15 protein-coding genes and 1 pseudogene are annotated in these 18,080 nt (G+C 56.8%); 10 read left to right on the top strand and 6 right to left on the bottom strand.

Going from position 1 to position 18,080, the window contains the following annotated elements; all coding sequences use genetic code 11:
• Window positions 1-26: 26 nt before the first annotated feature.
• The 4 genes from HQL76_07300 to HQL76_07285 form a co-directional block, all read right to left on the bottom strand.
• Window positions 27-467, bottom strand: coding sequence for a hypothetical protein (locus HQL76_07300; protein MBF0108962.1), 441 nt, complete (start codon window positions 465-467; stop codon window positions 27-29).
• Between the two features lie 229 nt (window positions 468-696).
• On the bottom strand, window positions 697-2,988 hold the full coding sequence (locus HQL76_07295) for a tetratricopeptide repeat protein (GenBank protein ID MBF0108961.1): 2,292 nt from the start codon (window positions 2,986-2,988) through the stop codon (window positions 697-699).
• Window positions 2,985-3,584, bottom strand: coding sequence for a YceI family protein (locus HQL76_07290; protein ID MBF0108960.1), 600 nt, complete (start codon window positions 3,582-3,584; stop codon window positions 2,985-2,987). The genes HQL76_07295 and HQL76_07290 overlap by 4 nt, the downstream gene beginning before the upstream one ends.
• Entirely contained in the window at window positions 3,581-4,171 is a 591-nt protein-coding gene (locus HQL76_07285) for a cytochrome b (protein ID MBF0108959.1), read from the bottom strand. The genes HQL76_07290 and HQL76_07285 overlap by 4 nt, the downstream gene beginning before the upstream one ends.
• Before the next feature lie 623 nt (window positions 4,172-4,794).
• Between HQL76_07285 and HQL76_07280 the strand changes: the two are divergent.
• The 4 genes and pseudogenes from HQL76_07280 to HQL76_07265 all read left to right on the top strand — a co-directional run bounded on the left by HQL76_07280 (window position 4,795) and on the right by HQL76_07265 (window position 11,370).
• Window positions 4,795-5,982, top strand: a pseudogene (locus tag HQL76_07280) (citrate transporter).
• Window positions 5,983-6,594: 612 nt separating this feature from the next.
• The gene (locus HQL76_07275; GenBank protein MBF0108958.1) at window positions 6,595-9,261 is read left to right on the top strand and encodes a pyruvate, phosphate dikinase; all 2,667 of its coding nucleotides are present in this window, start codon (window positions 6,595-6,597) and stop codon (window positions 9,259-9,261) included.
• Between the two features lie 159 nt (window positions 9,262-9,420).
• Complete coding sequence (locus HQL76_07270; protein ID MBF0108957.1) at window positions 9,421-10,704, top strand: AAA family ATPase; 1,284 nt, start codon at window positions 9,421-9,423, stop codon at window positions 10,702-10,704.
• A gap of 3 nt (window positions 10,705-10,707) precedes the next feature.
• Window positions 10,708-11,370, top strand: a complete 663-nt coding sequence (locus HQL76_07265; protein ID MBF0108956.1) for a DUF4276 family protein — start codon at window positions 10,708-10,710, stop codon at window positions 11,368-11,370.
• Between the two features lie 237 nt (window positions 11,371-11,607).
• On the opposite strand, the gene HQL76_07260 is transcribed toward HQL76_07265, so the two are convergent.
• Complete coding sequence (locus tag HQL76_07260; GenBank protein MBF0108955.1) at window positions 11,608-13,575, bottom strand: HAMP domain-containing protein; 1,968 nt, start codon at window positions 13,573-13,575, stop codon at window positions 11,608-11,610.
• Window positions 13,576-13,705: 130 nt separating this feature from the next.
• Complete coding sequence (locus HQL76_07255; protein MBF0108954.1) at window positions 13,706-14,716, bottom strand: NAD-dependent epimerase; 1,011 nt, start codon at window positions 14,714-14,716, stop codon at window positions 13,706-13,708.
• A gap of 74 nt (window positions 14,717-14,790) precedes the next feature.
• On the opposite strand from HQL76_07255, the gene rnhA reads away from it, so the two are divergent.
• The 6 genes from rnhA to HQL76_07225 all read left to right on the top strand — a co-directional run.
• Window positions 14,791-15,360, top strand: coding sequence for a ribonuclease HI (gene rnhA / locus HQL76_07250; protein MBF0108953.1), 570 nt, complete (start codon window positions 14,791-14,793; stop codon window positions 15,358-15,360).
• A 53-nt stretch (window positions 15,361-15,413) separates the two neighbouring features.
• A complete protein-coding gene (locus tag HQL76_07245; protein MBF0108952.1) occupies window positions 15,414-15,623 on the top strand; it encodes a YdcH family protein in 210 nt (69 codons plus the stop codon).
• 130 nt (window positions 15,624-15,753) lie between these two features.
• Window positions 15,754-16,404, top strand: a complete 651-nt coding sequence (gene cysC, locus HQL76_07240) for an adenylyl-sulfate kinase (GenBank protein MBF0108951.1) — start codon at window positions 15,754-15,756, stop codon at window positions 16,402-16,404.
• The gene (locus HQL76_07235) at window positions 16,394-16,726 is read left to right on the top strand and encodes a DUF3301 domain-containing protein (GenBank protein MBF0108950.1); all 333 of its coding nucleotides are present in this window, start codon (window positions 16,394-16,396) and stop codon (window positions 16,724-16,726) included. Before cysC ends, HQL76_07235 begins: the two co-directional genes overlap by 11 nt.
• 53 nt (window positions 16,727-16,779) lie before the next feature.
• Window positions 16,780-17,352 carry a hypothetical protein gene (locus HQL76_07230; protein MBF0108949.1) on the top strand — a complete coding sequence of 191 codons (573 nt, stop codon included), beginning with the start codon at window positions 16,780-16,782 and terminating at the stop codon, window positions 17,350-17,352.
• A gap of 272 nt (window positions 17,353-17,624) precedes the next feature.
• Window positions 17,625-18,080, top strand: a 456-nt coding sequence (locus HQL76_07225) for a DUF3782 domain-containing protein (protein MBF0108948.1), incomplete at its 3' end; no start/stop codon positions are given.

The following is an 18,080-nucleotide window of genomic DNA, read 5'->3' as shown; positions in this document are numbered from 1 at the left end:
CACCCGGCAAGGCCGCGGAGGAACGGTTATTTTTTCCCATCGTCGGCTTTGTTGGCCTGCCCGGCATCCGCCGCCGGACCACCCCAACCCGGACCATAGCCACCCCAGCCCGGACCATAGCCACCCCAGCCCGGACCATAGCCACCCCAACCCGGACCATAGCCACCCCAACCCGGACCATAGCCGTATCCGGGATACCAGCCATTGTTCCAGCCATTGTTCCAACCGTTGTTCCAACCGTTGTTGCCCGAACCGGCGGCATCACCGCTCATGTTGAACCCGAAGTTGCCCGAGGCGCGGCCATTGCCGTTACCCAGCCAGTTGTTGTTCCAGTTGTCGTTCCAGTTGTTGTAGCCCGGTCCACCCCAACCGGGTCCACCCCACCATGCCGAAGCATCGTCGGCGGTCATTGCGGAGGCCCCGAACAGCAGGGCAGCCGTGGCCAGAGTGCCAAGAGTCTTTCTCATGTTGTCCTCCCAGAAAAAACGTTGATCTTGAACTGAAGGCGACCAAGGATCATGAGTTGATCCAGACAGTCCGTTGTGGGACAGTTTCCACACAGTCGGCGTTTATCAGGATCTGATCATAAACCAAAAAGGAGACATTGCCAAACAGTAATTAAAAAAATTTTGCAACCAAAAAAATACACCGACTGCCCATGGGAAACATAATGATCACCTCCCTGTAGGCCATCCATCATGTCCTCTTTTTTCTTTCGAGTATTTTATTCTCCTCGAATTCCAGACGTTCCCGGACCGTTTGGATCACTCCTCGCCAATCCCGCGGAGCGGGTTGGCGCACCAGGGTAAGACTTGGGTACCAGGGACTGTCGTCACGCTCCAGGAGCCAGCGCCAATCGGGACTGAAGGGAAGAAGGAGCCAGGCAGGACGACCCAGGCTGCCGGCAAGGTGGATCACCGAAGTATCGACCGAGATCACCAAATCCAGATGGGCCATGAGGGCGGCGGTTTCGGCGAAGTCGGTCAGGTCGGAGGCACAATCGACCACGGCGCCATGAGACCGGAGGCATTCGAGTTCTTCCGGCCTGGCCTCTTTCTGAAGGTTGAAGAATGTGATTCCCGGTCGTTCGAGCAGAGGGGCGAAGGTGTGGCAGTCGAGAGAACGGTTGTGGTCGTTGCGGTGGCCTGGGTTGCCGCGCCAGGCGATTCCGACCTTGACCCCGGAAAAATCGGCCAGACGCCGACCCCAGGTCGCGACCGCCACTGCTTCGGCCTTCAGGTAGGGAACGGTTGCGGGAATGGAGGTCGCATCGGTGCCAAACAGGCCGGGAAGGCTTTGCAGGGGAATCTGAAGGTCACAGCGTTCAAGCGGCTCGGTCTGGACCACCAGGGAATCGATGCCCGGGGCGCTTTGGAACAATCGCGCCAGGGAACGCGGACACAGAAGGGTCACCCGGCCTCCAGCCTCTTGAACCCTTGGAACGTAGCGGATGAATTGAATGCTGTCGCCGAACCCCTGTTCACAGTGGACCAGGATCGACTGCCCCTCCAGGGGAGAACCGTCCCATTGCGGCTGGTCGTGCGGATGACGGCCAAACCCTTCCATGCGCCAGCGCCATTCATAACCCCGCCACCCCTCGCGGAATGAACCGGTCAAAAGATGCAGCAGACCTTCATTGAACCAGGCATCGGCAAAATCGGACCGCAGGTCGCGGGCGCGACGAAAGGCAACCTTGGCCTCCTCGTGGCGTCCCAGATCCATGAGGACGACGCCAAGATTGGAAAACGCTTCGGGATAATCGGGTTTCAATGCGATGGCCCGACGATGACAGACCATGGCCTGGTCCAGCTGTCCCTGAAGCCTGCGGGCGTTGCCCAGGTTGGACCAGGTCTCGGCATGATCCGGTTGGCGACGGATCGCCCGCTCGTAACAATCGACCGCCTCGGGCAATCGTTTCAGGTCCTGCAAGGCGTTGCCAAGATTGGACAGGGTCTCGGGATGATCGGGACGCCCCTTCAGGGCACGGCGGTAACTGTCGATGGCCGCCTCGATGTCCGCGGTCTTGTGTTGGATCACCCCCAGATTGATCAGCGCCTCGGGATGATCGGGCCGCACGGCCAACGCCTGGAGCAACAGGGAGCGTGCCGCGTCCATCTGCCCCTGTTTGTGCCTGGCGACCCCCATGTTGGTCAGGGCTTCGTGGTTGCGCGGCTGGATGGCGAGCGCCTGGCGATAATGATCGATGGCCTCGTCCAGCCGTCCCATCTCCTGACAGGCGTTGCCCATATTGGACAGGGCTTCATGAAAATCGGGACGGATTTGAAGGGCCTGACGAAATGTGTCCATGGCCTCCCCGACCCGCCCGGACTCCAGCAGGACCATCCCCCACCCCGACAAGGCTTCGGGCATGCCAGGACGCAAGGTCAAGGCCCGGGAAAACGCCGCGATGGCCTCCTCCCGCCGTCCCTTGCGCCGCAGGACATGGCCCAGATTGCATCGCACCTCGGGATGATCGGGCACGAGACGCACGACCGCACGCAATCGTTCCTCCGCCTCGTCGAGTTCCCCCCGTTCCATCAGGAGCGCCCCGAGGTTGCACAGGGTATTGACCGCATCGGGCCGAATCCCCAAGACCCGCCGATAACAGGAAAGGGCCTCCTCCAGGCGTCCCTGGCGTTGCCGGATCGCCCCCAGATTGGTCAGGGATCCGGGATCATCAGGGTTCTTTTGCAAAATCCGGAGATAACATTCCTCCGCGTGATCGAGACGATCCAATTGATGGTATGCCAACCCCAGATTGAAAAGGGCCGCCAAGTCTCCGGAATTGCGGCGCACCAGAAGATCCAATACCTCGATGGCCAGATCGGGCCGCCCCTGATGCAGCCGGACAACGCCCAGTCCGGACAAGGCCCCCGGATTTCCGGGATCCATCGACAAGGCCCGGACAAAACATTCCGCTGCCTCTTCGAGCCGCCCCAAACCCTGGAGCCTCTCACCCTGATCGATCCAAAACCGCGACGCCGTCACTTGCGGGCCACCCCCTCGACAAAGAACTCCAGGGTCATGTTTTCCGCCGCCGGCCCCAGATTGTGGCTCACCCCGAAGTCGGCACGACGGATCTCCAAACGCCCCTCGTAGCCACGCCGTTGTCCCCCCCACGGATCGGCGCCGGCGCCGATGAACATCACCGGAATCTCGACCCGTTTCGTGACGCCATGGAGGGTCAGATCACCGGTCACGATGCCTTCTCGGCCCGATTCCTTGTAGGAAACGCTCTTGAATGTGGCCAGTGGAAACCGCTCCACATCAAGAAAATCCTCTCCACGCAAATGCTTGTCCCTTTTGGCATGATTGCTGTCGAGGCTTGCGGTTTCGATCTCGACCTGAATGGACGCGGTTGCCGCATTCTTGTCATCATATTCGAACACCCCCCGGACCGTATTGAATCGTCCCTTGAGAACACTGAATCCAAGGTGAAGAATCCGGAATTCGACGAACGAATGGGCCGGATCGATGTCGTAGACGACGGCCCCGGCGCGGGAAACGATCATGAAATTCATGGATAGGGCCAAGACCAGGACAGAAAGCCATTGCGCCTTGCCTGTGATGTTCTGGATCGTCATGAGCGTTCCTCCTTGCTGGTGGGACGATGTTTTTCAGGAAATTCGAGAAAGGGAACCATGCGGACAAGGGTATCGTCCCGATCGATGACATGATGTTTCACGGCAGCGGTGGCGTGCATCAGAGCCAAACCGGCCAGGGCAAGGGCCAAAACCAGATGGACCGATCCCGCCAGGTCCTCCATCCCCGGACGTGACGGAAAGAGCGCGGGAATGGAAAACCAGCCAAAAACCGCCACCCCCTCTCCCCGGGCCGTCGTGATCAAATAGCCGCTCACCGGAATGACCCCCATGAGCGCATAAAGGACCCAATGGGTCCCATGGGCCAGCAGCCGTTGCCACCGTGGAATCCCACAGGAAAGGGGCGGCGGCGGATCGAAAAACCGCCAGGACAGACGCAGGGCAAACGCCACGAACGTCATGATTCCCAATCCTTCATGCAACGCCGGGGCCCGATGATACCAGGGATCGCCATAGGTCAATCCCGTCATCCACAACCCCAGAACGATCATCCCCACCAGGAGCGCAAACATCACCCAATGCCACAGACGGGCCAGCGTTCCGTAACGGTCTTCGCTGTTGCGCCACATCCCCTTCTCCTTGTCGGATCATCCCCCGATCCCCTGGTCAGACCCCGCGCCTCCCCAGTTTCGACTGTAAACCAGCCCAGCCTTCCGAAACAAACTCTTTTTTCTCGCGGTTACCACCAACACTGCCTCCGCCCATGGGGATTCATCATTGACATGGGATGCATATTCTTCATGCCACGAAGAGTGCCCTCGTGTGCCCGCCATTGATCGGTATTCATCGTAATCGAAATTTTATTCGAAATTTATATTATTTTAATGCTCATATCCCACAAATTCCGCCCATGACCGCACCATCGAAAGAATGGCCATCTACAAGATCCTTCTGATTTTTCATTCATTGTCGTCAAGGGTGCCATGGACCGGGAGCGAGGGTGTTAAATTATTGTATTTTCATAATATTAACATTTACAATTCTCCGATTTATCTCTATCTTGTCCATGCAGAAAGCATCGTCCAGTGTTCGCCAAACCGGCCTTTCGTATCATCATTCTTCATTCATTGATCCATTTCCAACCTCAATAAGGTAACTCGGCATGAAACGGTTCCTCCTTTCACTACTGGCTGCATTCCTGGTCCCGGCGGTTGCCTGGGCCAACCCCGGGACACAAGGGGATCTACCCGCCATTCTTGGCATTCCCATCGACTTCATCCTGTTTGCCTTTGTGCTCCTCGGTGTCGCCCTGTTCCACCACAGCACCCTTCAGGTCGCCCTGATCGGCGTCACCACCATCACGCTCTACAAACTGTTCTTCACCGGGTTCAAGCATGGCGACGGACTGCACGGACTGGCGCTTCACTTTCAGCATGAATGGGTGATCCTGACCAACCTGTTGTGCCTCCTCATGGGATTTGCCCTTCTTTCCAACCATTTCGAAGAAAGCAAGGTTCCGGCGATTCTCCCCCGGTTTCTCCCCGAAGGCTGGAAGGGAGGATTCGTCCTGCTGGCCCTGGTGTTCATCCTTTCGAGTTTTCTCGACAACATTGCCGCCGCCCTCATCGGCGGCGCCGTCGCCCGGACAGTGTTCCGCGGCAAGGTCCATATCGGCTACCTCGCGGCCATCGTCGCCGCCTCCAATGCCGGCGGATCGGGCAGCGTCGTCGGCGACACCACCACCACCATGATGTGGATCGCCGGCATCAGCCCCGGCGCAGTCATCCACGCCTATGCCGGGGCACTGATCGCCCTGTTCATCACCGGCATCCCCGCCGCCCTGCAACAGGATAAACTTTCGCCCATTCACACCAGCACCTCCGGCAACGACAAAATCGATGGCGCCCGCGTCTTCATCGTCGCCCTCATCCTGGTCATGGCCGTTGCCGTCAACATGATCGTCAACATTAAATTCAACGAAATCTCCGATACCTTCCCCTTCATCGGCGCCGCGGTATGGGTGGCCATCCTCCTGTCCGTCCCGGTCCGGACCCCGGCATGGAACATCCTCCCCGAAACCTTCAAGGGAAGCGTTTTCCTTCTTTCACTGGTCGTCTGCGCCTCGCTGATGCCGGTCGAAAAACTTCCCCTGGCCTCCTGGCAGGCAGCCCTCGGACTGGGCTATGTCTCCGCCGTCTTCGACAACATTCCCTTGACCGCCCTGGCCATCAAACAGGGAGGTTACGACTGGGGCACCCTCGCCTATTCGGTCGGTTTCGGTGGCTCGATGATCTGGTTCGGCTCCTCCGCCGGCGTCGCCCTTTCCAACCTGTTCCCCGAGGCCAAATCGGTCGGCCAATGGTTGAAATATGGCTGGCACGTCACCGTTGCCTACACCATCGGCTTCTTCGTCATGCTCGCCCTCGTCGGCTGGCATCCCACCGAAGACCGCTACCATGCCAACGGAAATGGCGGTCATCCGGCACAGACCGAATCGACTGCCCCGGCGACTCACTGAAATCACCCCTTGCCGCCCCCCGAAAACACCGATTCCGCTTTCGGGGGGCGCCCCCTTCGCCGACTAGGCCGGCGTCTCGCGCATCTTCGGTCTTCGACAATCCGAGACCCATTTTTTCTTCCCCGTTCAAGGTCACCAATCTTTTTCCATTCACCGTTCGCGGGTCATTTTTTACATTGCCTTCGGTCCGTTTTTGCTTTAACTTGCCCACGTTATCGGTGGCAAGAGCCGTGATGTGTCGGTGTCATTGTCAACGTTTTGTATGTATCTATTTTTAACATAAAAATAATGTATATATCATCAATTCCATTTTCCTGAAATTTGCCGGCGCGGGGAGGTCATGGAAGGTCGTTTTCATGGTGGGGCGTTGATGCAGGCCGAAGGGGTAATTCCAACCTGGATAAAGGAGTGGCGCACCGTTTGAGAACCACGAAATTTTTGGATCGCGGCAGAACAATTTCAACATGTTTCCGAACCTTTAAAATTTTACTCAATGGCCCGGAAAGGGCGTTTTGTCATCAGGGAGAAGAATAAATGTCCGGCGAGAAATTTGTCTATTTTTTCGGGAATGGCAAGGCGGAAGGCGATTCGGGAATGCGCAATTTGCTGGGTGGCAAGGGCGCCAACCTGGCGGAGATGACCCGTCTGGGCATTCCGGTCCCCTCCGGTTTCACCATCAGCACCGAAGTATGCGGGTTGTACCTGCAACGCCGTGATTATCCGGAAGGTCTCAAGGCCCAGGTGGATGCGGCGCTTGTGGAGGTCGAAAAGGTGATGGGGGCCCGTTTTGGCGACGCGGACAATCCTCTGCTGGTCTCTGTTCGTTCCGGGGCGCGGGTTTCGATGCCGGGAATGATGGACACGGTGCTGAATCTGGGGCTCAACGATGTCACGGTGCAGGGATTGATCAAGAGGACCGGAGATGCGCGGTTCGCCTTCGATTCCTACCGTCGCTTCGTGCAGATGTATTCCAACGTGGTGTTGGGGGTGGATCATCATAATTTTGAACACATGCTCAAGCACATGAAGGAGGCGGCGGGCAAACAGGAGGACACCTCGGTCACTGCCGACGAGTGGAAAGGGCTTGTGGCCCGCTACAAGGCCAAGGTGCTGGAAATCACCGGCAAGCCGTTTCCGGAGAATGCGCAGGATCAATTGTGGGGCGCCATCGGCGCGGTGTTCAATTCCTGGACCATCCCCCGGGCCGTCACCTATCGCCGCCTCAACGACATTCCGGAGAATTGGGGCACTGCGGTCAACGTGCAGGCGATGGTGTTCGGCAACATGGGCAACGATTGCGCCACGGGTGTCGCCTTCACCCGGGATCCGAGCACCGGCGACAACCGGTTCTTCGGCGAATATCTGATCAATGCCCAGGGTGAGGACGTGGTGGCGGGGATCCGCACGCCGCAACAGATCACCATCGAAGGCAAACGTCTCAACGGTTCGAATCTGCCGGCGATGGAAGAGTCGATGCCCGAACTGTACCGGGAACTTCTCAACCTGCAAAAGCGGCTGGAGATTCATTACCGTGACATGCAGGACATCGAATTCACGATCCAGCGCAACAAGCTGTGGCTGTTGCAGACCCGCAACGGCAAACGCACGACCAAGGCGGCAATGAAGATTGCGGTACACATGGTACATGAGGGCTTGATCAACACCCGCGAGGCGGTGCTTCGGGTATCCCCGGAACAACTCGACCAACTGCTCCATCCATCGCTCGATCCGCGGGCGAAGAAGGTGATTCTGGGCAAGGGATTGGCAGCCTCCCCGGGTGCGGCGACGGGCAAGGTCGTTTTCGATGCCGACGAAGCGGAGCAATGGGCCAATGCCGGACAGATGGTCATGCTGGTCCGCGACGAAACCAGTCCCGAAGACATCCACGGCATGCATTCGGCCAAGGGGATCATCACCGCCCGGGGTGGCATGACCTCGCACGCGGCGGTGGTGGCGCGTGGCATGGGACGACCGTGTGTATCGGGTTGCACGGCGCTGATGATCGAGCAGGAGAAGGAGCAATTCACCCTGGGCGGCGTGACGGTACACAAGGGAGATTGGGTCACCATCGACGGCTCGACGGGAGAGATCATGTCGGGTCAGGTTGCGACGATCCAGCCGGAAATGACCGGAGAATTCGCCACGTTCATGGAGTGGGTGGATGGTTTTGCCCGGATGAAGGTTCGGGCCAATGCCGACACTCCGGACGATGCCCGCGTGGCGCGCAAGTTCGGGGCGCAGGGGATTGGATTGTGCCGGACGGAACACATGTTTTTCGGCGCCGACCGGATCATTCACATGCGCGGTTTGATCCTTTCCGATACCGACGCGGATCGGGCCCGGGCCATCGAGAAAATCATTCCGTTGCAACGGAGCGATTTCGAAGGGTTGTTCCGTGAGATGCGCGAATTGCCGGTCACGATCCGCCTCTTGGATCCGCCGCTGCACGAATTCATTCCCCATGATGAAGAGGGACAGAACGAGGTGGCGCTGGTGTTCGGCATGCCTCTTGAGAAGGTCAAACGCCGGGTGGAAGGCTTGAAGGAATTCAACCCGATGCTGGGGCATCGTGGCTGCCGCCTGGGAATCAGTTTTCCGGAGATCTATGACATGCAGACGCGGGCCATCATGGAGGCGGCCTGTCATCTGGTCAAAAAGGAAGGATTCTTCATCACCCCCGAAATCATGATTCCTCTGGTTGGGGTCGAAACGGAACTGAAATATCTCAAGGACCGCGCCGTCGCGGTGTGCGAAAAGGTCATGGACGAGTTCAACATTCGTCTCGAGTACCACATTGGGACGATGATCGAATTGCCGCGCGCCGCGCTCACGGCCGATGAACTGGCCAACCATGCGGAGTTTTTCTCCTTTGGCACCAACGACCTGACGCAGACGACCATGGGTATCTCGCGCGATGACGCCGGCCCGTTCCTTCAGGAGTATGTCCACAAGAATCTGCTCGCCAAGGATCCGTTCGTCAGTATCGACCAGACGGGCGTGGGACAACTGGTCAAGATGGCGGCGGCCAAGGGACGGGAAAAACGTCCGGGGATCAAACTGGGCATTTGCGGCGAGCATGGCGGCGATCCCGATTCCATCGCCTTTTTCAACTCGGTGGGATTGCACTATGTCTCCTGCTCCCCCTACCGCGTTCCCATCGCCCGCCTCTCCGCGGCCCTGGCGGCATTGAAGGCGGGTTGATGTGACACATAAAGAATAACGCAGATCGACTCGAATGGCGCCTTGAGACCCAAGGCGCCTTTTTTTATATGTTATGAATCACTGTTGACGATTCAAGTTATCAACAGCATAATCAGTCGTATTTCCGACCCGAGGTAACCCGGATGGTGGAGGACACTCATGGCCAAACTGGAGGGACTGCGCATCAGAAACTATCGGGCACTGCGGGATGTTACACTCGGTAAATTATCGAACACTCAGAAAATCGAATCCTTGACCCTTTTGACCGTCGTCATCGGCAAAAACGGCTCAGGGAAGAGTTCACTGTTTGATGCGTTTGGTTTCCTGGGTGACTGCCTGCGCGTCGGAGTCGAGGAGGCGTGTGACCTGAGAGAACGTGGTGGATTTCAACGACTCCGGTCCCAAGGTGTCGAAAAAGAGCCCATCCAATTCGAACTCTACTATCGTGAAGAGGCAAATGCGCGTCCCCTGACCTATGAATTGGCCATCAATCTTGACAAGAATGGACGCCCCTACGTTCAAGAGGAACACCTTCGACAACGACGAAAGGGTCAAAAACACGGACGTCCCTATTCCTTGCTGCGTCTCTCCGAAGGAAAGGGCTGGGCCTGGGCAGGAAGGGAGAGCCTTGCCAACGATGACATTGAAGAGGCTCTTTCCAAAGGGGTTGACATCAAGACCCTGCCCCTTCAGGAAGATCCCGACCGTATCGAAGTCGCGTTGACCGACCAACGTAAATTGGGGATTGTAACTCTTGGTTCGCTCAAAGAACATCCCCGGATCACAAGTTTTATAAGTTTCCTCGATGGATGGTATCTGAGCTATTTTTCCCCAAATGCCGCGCGTGAAATATCCAAGGCTGGCCCACAAAAACATCTGAACGAGTCTGGGAGCAATATTGGAAATGTCGTTCAATTTCTCGAACGCGAACACAAAACTCGAATCGATAAGATTCTCAAGAAAATATCCGAGAAGATACCCGACATCAGTGATATAAAAATTCATCGGGATGATATTTCGAAAAATCTCTACCTTCTTTTTTACAGCAGGGCATTCAAAGAGCCATTGACCCATTATCAAATGTCCGATGGCACACTGAAAATATTTTCTTACCTGTTACTGTTGCATGACCCCGATCCCCCCCCTTTTCTTTGTGTCGAAGAGCCGGAAAACGGCCTCTATCACAAATTACTTGATTTACTGGCCGAAGAATTTCGAGAGTATGCGACTTCCAAACGTGGAGGGACGCAGGTTTTCATTACGACCCATCAACCCTATTTTGTCGATGCCCTTGATCCGAATGAGGTTTGGGTTCTGGAGAAGGGAGAAGATGGTTTCTCGAAGATCAGCCGCGCCAGCGACATCCGCTATGTCAAAAGTATGGTGGAAGAAGGACAACCTCTGGGTGCGTTGTGGTACAGCGACTATCTTGATGAAAGGTAAATCATGCATTTTGAGATTCTTGTAGAGGGACAGACCGAATTGACGGCACTTTCCATATTGATGGAGAAAATAGTCGGACCTTACGATAAACCACACACATGGAAGATTCACAAACATCGGGGAATTGGCAAATTGCCGGAGAACCCCGAGGTACCCAGAAACAAGAAGGACCCGACCCTTCTCTACAACCTTCCCTGGAAGCTCAGGGCTTATGGAAAGGATATGAGCAGAAACGAGATGGTCGTCGTCCTGGTTGACCTGGACGACAGGGCCGATTGCCGCACATTCAAACAAGAACTTGCAAACATGTTGGATTATTGCACCGATCGACCGCGCTGCCTGTTTCGAATTGCCATCGAGGAACTTGAAGCCTGGTTCCTGGGAGATTTGGCGGCAGTTGAAGCATCCTATCCCAGCTTGATCAAGGAGGAACTGGACGACTATGTTCAAGATTCTCAATGCGGCACATGGGAAAAACTGGCCGATGCCATTCATCCCGGAGGCATGGAAGCCCTGGGATCTTTCGGGAAAAGATCGGCGAAAGTTCTTGAGATCAAACGGAAATGGGCGGCAAAGATTGCCCCGCGCATGGAAGTTGAACACAACCGATCTCCAAGTTTCCGGTCATTCCGGGATGGATTGCGCAAAACCATCGCCCCGACATAAGAGGACATCCGGTACGTTGATTGCTTTATGTCCGTGTTCAAAATTCAGAGTTCCTGATCCCGCAGGATTCGTTAACGGCACTTTTTGAGCAACATGCACTTTGATTTACCTATCAATTTTGCTAGATTTAGTGCCACCGCCGCTTCCGGTCTCGTGGACAAAAAAGCCAGCATTATCTGGAAGGGATCAGGAAGTCTGAAATTATTGAAAGAAAAAAGGGGTCTGAACGGTTACCTTTCACGACAATTCGGAATTGGCCAATCGATCCAACACGGTAAAAACCCTGCCGCGAAGTCTTTCCAGACGTTCCATCCAGTGCAACGACACGACCCGTTGCATGGGTTGCGATTGCCGCAACGCTTCCGTCACCGCCCCAAGAAATTCCTCATGAGCCGACACGAGTTCGACAAACTCGGCCCGATGCCCATACCGGGTCTTTCCTTCGGTTGCAAGCCAACGGTCGAAGAACGCATCTTCCGGATGTTTCATCCCCTCGTCAACGGAAACCCGACCCGATGAATCACCCAAAACGACGATCACCTGCGCCAATCGGGACATGCAATCCTGTTTGAGCAGCGTCCACACCCGTCCCGCCGGATGCCCGATGGTGTCGGACGGTCCCGCCTCGTCAAGGGCGTGCCCGACCTCGGTGATGCTCCCCGTCAACAGTCGGGCATGATCCAGAACGCCATAACTTTGATTGGCCAGTTTGATCGCCTCCGCCATGGTCGTCTGCAAACGCCCAAGATTCAAACGTAATTCCGAAAGGACTTCGGATTCGGATTCCGCCCGTGCATCGGCAACCAACCGTCCCCAATCCATCAATGATCGTTCCAGCTGCCGCAGCCACCCCTCCGCCTGGCGATTCAAAACCGATCCGGTGCGTATGTTCTTGTCGAGAACCTGTTCCAGTTCCACCAACGCCGCGGTCAACACCTTCAAAGTCCCGGCATGAAGGCCAAGCCCCTGAATCGTCCGCGTCAGACGCAGCGCCATGACATTGAACGCCGCGCCCATCCGTCCCAGTTCATCCCGGCGTCCGCCAAGATCGACACGCGCCGACCAATGACCCCCCGCCAACGCCTCGGTCGTCGCATGGAGGGCGGCCAACGGATCCAGAAGGGTACGGCGCAACGCATAAGCCACCACCAGGGTCAGCCCCAGTATGACCCCAAGGACCACCGCCGCCACCCCAAGAATTCTCCGTTCCTGTTCCGCCAGAAGCATCGCGGTATGAAGTTGCACCATCTCTTCACTGACGGCACGCAGACGATTGGATTCCTCGCCGATCGACTGCCGCGCCTGACGATAGGATTCCGATCCCGGCAGCGACTTGAACAACTCCTGCACCGCCGCGGTAAAACCGGAGAACAAAGCGTCCATGCGCGCCAAACGGGTCCGGATCGCCGGGACCGCGATCGGATCGATCCTCTTGGCCAAGGCGCCCTTGCGCTCCAGAGGCAAAAGACCGCCATGACGCAAAGCCTGAAGCGTCGCCTTGAACAGATCCCTGGATTGATAATACTCGATCAGACTCGGCTCCAGTTCCGCCTTTCCCAGGGCGATGTCCCCGGAAAAACGAAAATCAAACCGGCGAACCGCCATGGGAACCGTCCCGGCACTCCCGCCCTCGGACTCGTGACATGCGCCACAGCGCTCGTCGGAAAGGACGGCGGCATAATAACGCAGTCGCAACGGTCCCTTCCCCTTCAGGGCCGTGCTGAACAAACGTCCGGGATGGGCACTCAACCAGTCGAAAGCCTGACGGTCGATGGCATCCTGAAACCGGTTTTCCCTGTTTTTTGGATGGCGCGACATCATGGTGATGGGAATTTCCAGGTCGGTCCCGAAGACTGCGTTCGTCTGCCGGACCACCCTCTGGGCAGGGCAAAGAGACGATGACCCCGGAAGGGAGGAAACGGGGGCATCCATCACCAGAATCCGCTCGACCCGGGTCATGTAGGCATCGAGAATCGCGACCTGCCGTTCCAGGAACGAAGAGCCGCTCCGCGCCAGGACATAGCCCATGGCCGCCTTGGCCATGGTCTGGGAAAGCATCCTCTGGCGGTCCAGGGCGACGACGATATCGGTGTCTTCCTTGATCCGCTCGATCGAAAGCACCATCGTTCCCCCGGCGATGATGGCCGCCACGGCCATGGACAACAACGCCGCATACGTCTTCGAACGAATGCCAAAGCCAATCATGCCGCCCGCCTCCGGTCGAAATTCCCTCCAGCGTCACAACCAGAACCTTTGACGGAAACGCCCCACCCCCCGAAAAACGGTCGCCCCCCCGGATCGGAACGTGATGGCTGGACCGGATCGCCCGCGGGAATCACGCCTGATAATAATCCCGGTACCATTGGACAAACCGCTCCACCCCTGTCTCGATGGAGGTCACCGGCGTAAAACCGATGTCGGCGGTCAATTCGTCGATGTCGGCCCACGTTGCCGGGACATCGCCCGGCTGCATGGGAAGCATGAGCCGCTCCCCCTTCCGGCCAAGACATCGCTCCAGGGCCTCGATGTAGCGCATCAATTCGACCGGGGTGTTGTTGCCGATGTTGTAAAGACGGTACGGGGCGTTGCTTGTGCCCGGCGCGGGTCGATGGCCATCCCATTGGGGATCGGGGGCGGCAGGACGATCCATGACCCGAACAACCCCTTCGACAATGTCATCGATGTAGGTAAAATCACGCCGCATCCGCCCATGATTGAAAATTTCCATCGGACGATTTTCAAGAATGGCCCGGGTAAACTTGAACAGGGCCATGTCGGGCCGGCCCCAGGGCCCATAGACGGTGAAAAAACGCAGCCCCGTCACCGGAACACGGAACAGATGGGCATAGGTGTGGGCCATCAGTTCGTTGGCCTTCTTGCTCGCGGCGTAGAGCGACAACGGATGATCGACATTCTGCCGCACCGAAAACGGCATGAGGGTGTTGGCACCATAGACCGAGGAGGAGGAGGCAAACACCAAATGCCCCACCCGACCGTGACGACATCCCTCAAGCAGATGGCCAAACCCCACAAGATTGCTCTGAATGTAGGATTCCGGATTTTCAATGGAATGACGAACCCCCGCCTGCGCCGCCAGATTGACGACCGCATCAAACCCATGGGTCGCAAACAGATCGACCATCCCCTCCCGGTCGGCAAGGTCGCCGTGGATGAAGCGAAAACCATCCAGGGACGCCAACCGCTCCAGCCGGTCCCGCTTCAACCGGGGATCATAGTAATCATTGAGATTGTCCAGTCCAATGACACGATCGCCACGCTCCAGCAGTCTCCTGGCAAGGTGAAAGCCAATGAAACCGGCTGCTCCGGTCACCAGAACCATGGCCATGGAACGAATCCTTTGTGCTTGGGTTGCGCGATGAAATCTTCCAGAGATTACCCCTTCTTGTATATCATATCCCAATGGCCAAGGATACGCACCCCCAGGACGGACCCGATCCCGTGATCCCGACCCCCAACCATTCCAGATCACCCGCAATCCCGGTCCAGCTCATCACCGACGGCGCATGCAGCGGCAATCCCGGTCCCGGCGGTTGGGGGGCAGTGTTGCGCCACGGCGTTCATGAAAAACATCTTCATGGCTATCAGGACCATACCACCAACAACCGCATGGAACTTCTCGCGGCGATTCATGGCCTCGAAGCCCTGAAACGTCGCTGCCACGTCATCCTTACCACCGATTCGACCTATGTGCGCAACGGCATCACCGAATGGTTGCCCAATTGGAAACGTCGCGGATGGATCAAAAAAGATGGCCATCCCGTCCTGAACGCCGATTTGTGGAAAAGATTGGATGCCGTTTGCCAACAACATGATATAGAATGGCACTGGGTCAAAGGACATGCCGGACACACCGATAACGAACGGGCCGATCAACTCGCCCGCGAGGCCATCCGCCGCGGACGAACCGGTGAGCTGCCGGTTGACGCAGTGGCTGTCGTCCCGACCTTTTCCCCTGCCTCCGAGGGATGAAGGCATCAAGGCATCGGAAAGTTTTTATCACGAAAAACAAACAGGAGAAAAAAATGTTCGAGGATCAGTCCGAGCTGGTTCAGGCCCTGCTTGCAAAAAACGAAACGTTTCGCGCCCTCCATAATGAACACCAGATGCTCAAGCAGCAAATTGCCGAAGCGGGACGGGCAATGGATCAATTCGCCCTGGAACGGCTGAAAAAACGCAAACTCATGCTCAAGGACCAGATGGCCACCATCCTGGCCGACCCGGCAAAACACTGATCGCAGCCGTCGCGAAAATTCGGGTCGATCTCAAGAAACGATCTCAAGGAACGACCTCAAGGGGCGACCTCAAGAGAAACCACCCGAATCTTCGCCTTCCTGGCCGCCTGTCATTTTTCACGAACGTACCATGAATGAATCGAATCCAAACCTGAAAAATTCCCATTGTGTCTGGCAGGTCATGTCCATCTCCCGGGACGAACGTGAGCGCGTGCAGGGCCACCGCAGTTTCGTGATCTGGTTCACGGGATTGTCGGGCTCCGGAAAATCGACCATGATTCACGCCATGGAAGAGCGTCTGTGCAAACATGGCTACCGCACCTTCGCCCTCGACGGCGATCATGTCCGCCAGGGACTCTGCGCCGACCTGGGGTTTTCCAACAGCGATCGCAGCGAAAATGTCCGTCGCGTCGGCGAGGCGGCCAAACTCCTGACCCAGGCAGGGGTCATCGCCCTGGTCGCCCTGATCGCCCCGTTTCGCGCCGACCGGCAGAAAGTGCGCAATCTCATGGATCCGGGCGACTTCATCGAAGTCTACTGTGACTGTCCCCTCGAAGTGTGCGAAGCCAGGGATGTCAAGGGACTCTACAAAAAAGCCCGTGAAGGGGAAATTCGCGACTTTACCGGCATTTCATCGCCCTACGAATGGCCGGATCATCCCGATCTGGTCTTGAAGACCGGCGAATGGTCCGTCGCGGAATGTACCGAAAAAGTCATGGAAAACATAAAATCCCGCCTGCTGGTCGCCGACCTGGCCAAGGTGGATCTGGGTGAACTCTAAAGACAGCCCGACCATGGAACTGACCGCCATCGGGATTTTGCTCGGCATCGCCTGGATCTGGTTCGCCAGCATGCGCGCCAAAGAAAAATCCCATGAAGTGGCAAGGGACCTCTGCCGGCGCATGGAGGTGGAACTCCTCGACGACACCGTGGCCCTGTGTACCATGAGGATCAAACGCACCACCGAGGGACGTCTGGTACTGAAACGGATCTACGAATTCAGGTTTGTCGCCAATGACGGCCTGTTGCACGAGGGAACCATCATCCTCGCGGGCCATGAACTGGAATCCTGCCTGGTACACACCCGGCAGACCACTCATTAGTTTCCCAGGCGACAGGACCACTCATGGTTCAAACAAAAAAACTGGGGGGACAGATGTCATTCATGCGCGGGCTTCTTGCCCTGTATCTTATTTTCCTGGTTCTCTTTTTTGCCGCGGCGCCGTTTCTGACCCTGTGGCTGTACGCCGAGGACGATCTGAGTCGCAGCCTTCTTCCACAATTGATCGGCTTTTGCCTTCAAGGGGCGTTCCTGGTGGTGGTCTTCGCCGTCTACGAAAAACGGACCACTCTGAATGCCAAAAGAAGTCACAAGTTTGCCCTCAGGAGCGCCCTCGGTTCGTTGATCCGTCCCCTGGAACGGCCCGATGTCACGCCACCCGGCAATCCTCCGATGCCACTGGCTCTGATTCAACGGGAAATCATGGACCAGGGACTGACGGAGAAAATGGGACAAGCCCTGGGACAAAACGCGCAACGAGGTCTGGTATCCCTGGAATCGCTGACCGTCCTCGCGGCCCAGATCGATGCCGACCACCTGGAAATCTGGGGCGGGATCCTCGACCAGCTCCACCGCCTGGCCACAAGCATGCCGGCAAAACAAACCAATGAAGCGGCAATCGATCTTCTCGACCTGATCCGCGATTTCGATGACCTGTACATCGATTGATCACCGGGTCGGCGATATCGTCATTGTTACCGGACCATGGTGGACCCCGGAAATGCAACCGTTGGTGATACCATTCAACCAAACGTATTGTGGAGGACATGATGTGGATCAGGTAACCTGGTCCCCTGAAGACGGGTTCAAAGGTTCCACCCATCCGGCGGGTCAGAAAGATACACATGGTCAAGCCATGCAAACATTGAAAAATGAAATCCGTGATGCGGGATGAACAGGCTCGCGGTAGTCAACAAGCACCGTCAACGGGAGGTATTGTGATGGCGCAGACTGTAACTTTTGATGATATCTGGAAAATGTTCCAGGAAATGGTCCAGGAAAATCGTGAGCGAAGCGCAGAGTTGGACCGCAGATTTCAGGAAACCGAGCAGCAGATGAAGGAAACCGACCGCAGATTTCAGGAAACCGAGCAGCAGATGAAGGAAACCGATCGAAAAATCCAGGAAACCGACCGACAGATGAAGGAAACCGACCGACAGATGAAGGAAACCGACCAGCAGATCAAGGAAGTTTCCGCTCAAATGAGGGAAACCGACCGCACAATCAAAGAGATCAGCGCGGAGTTGGACCGCAAATTTCAGGAAACCAACCGACAGATGAAGGAAACCGACCGAAAAATCAAGGAGGTCAGCCAGCAGGTTGGCAACCTGGGCAGCCGGTGGGGTGAGTTCGTCGAAGGCATCGTCGCCCCAGCCTGCGAAACCCTTTTTGCCGAG

Source organism: Magnetococcales bacterium (assembly GCA_015228815.1).
Classification (GTDB): Bacteria; Pseudomonadota; Magnetococcia; order Magnetococcales; family UBA8363; genus UBA8363.
The sequence above is the reverse complement of the archived record's forward strand: the minus strand, read 5'-3'. Positions and strand labels throughout refer to the sequence as shown.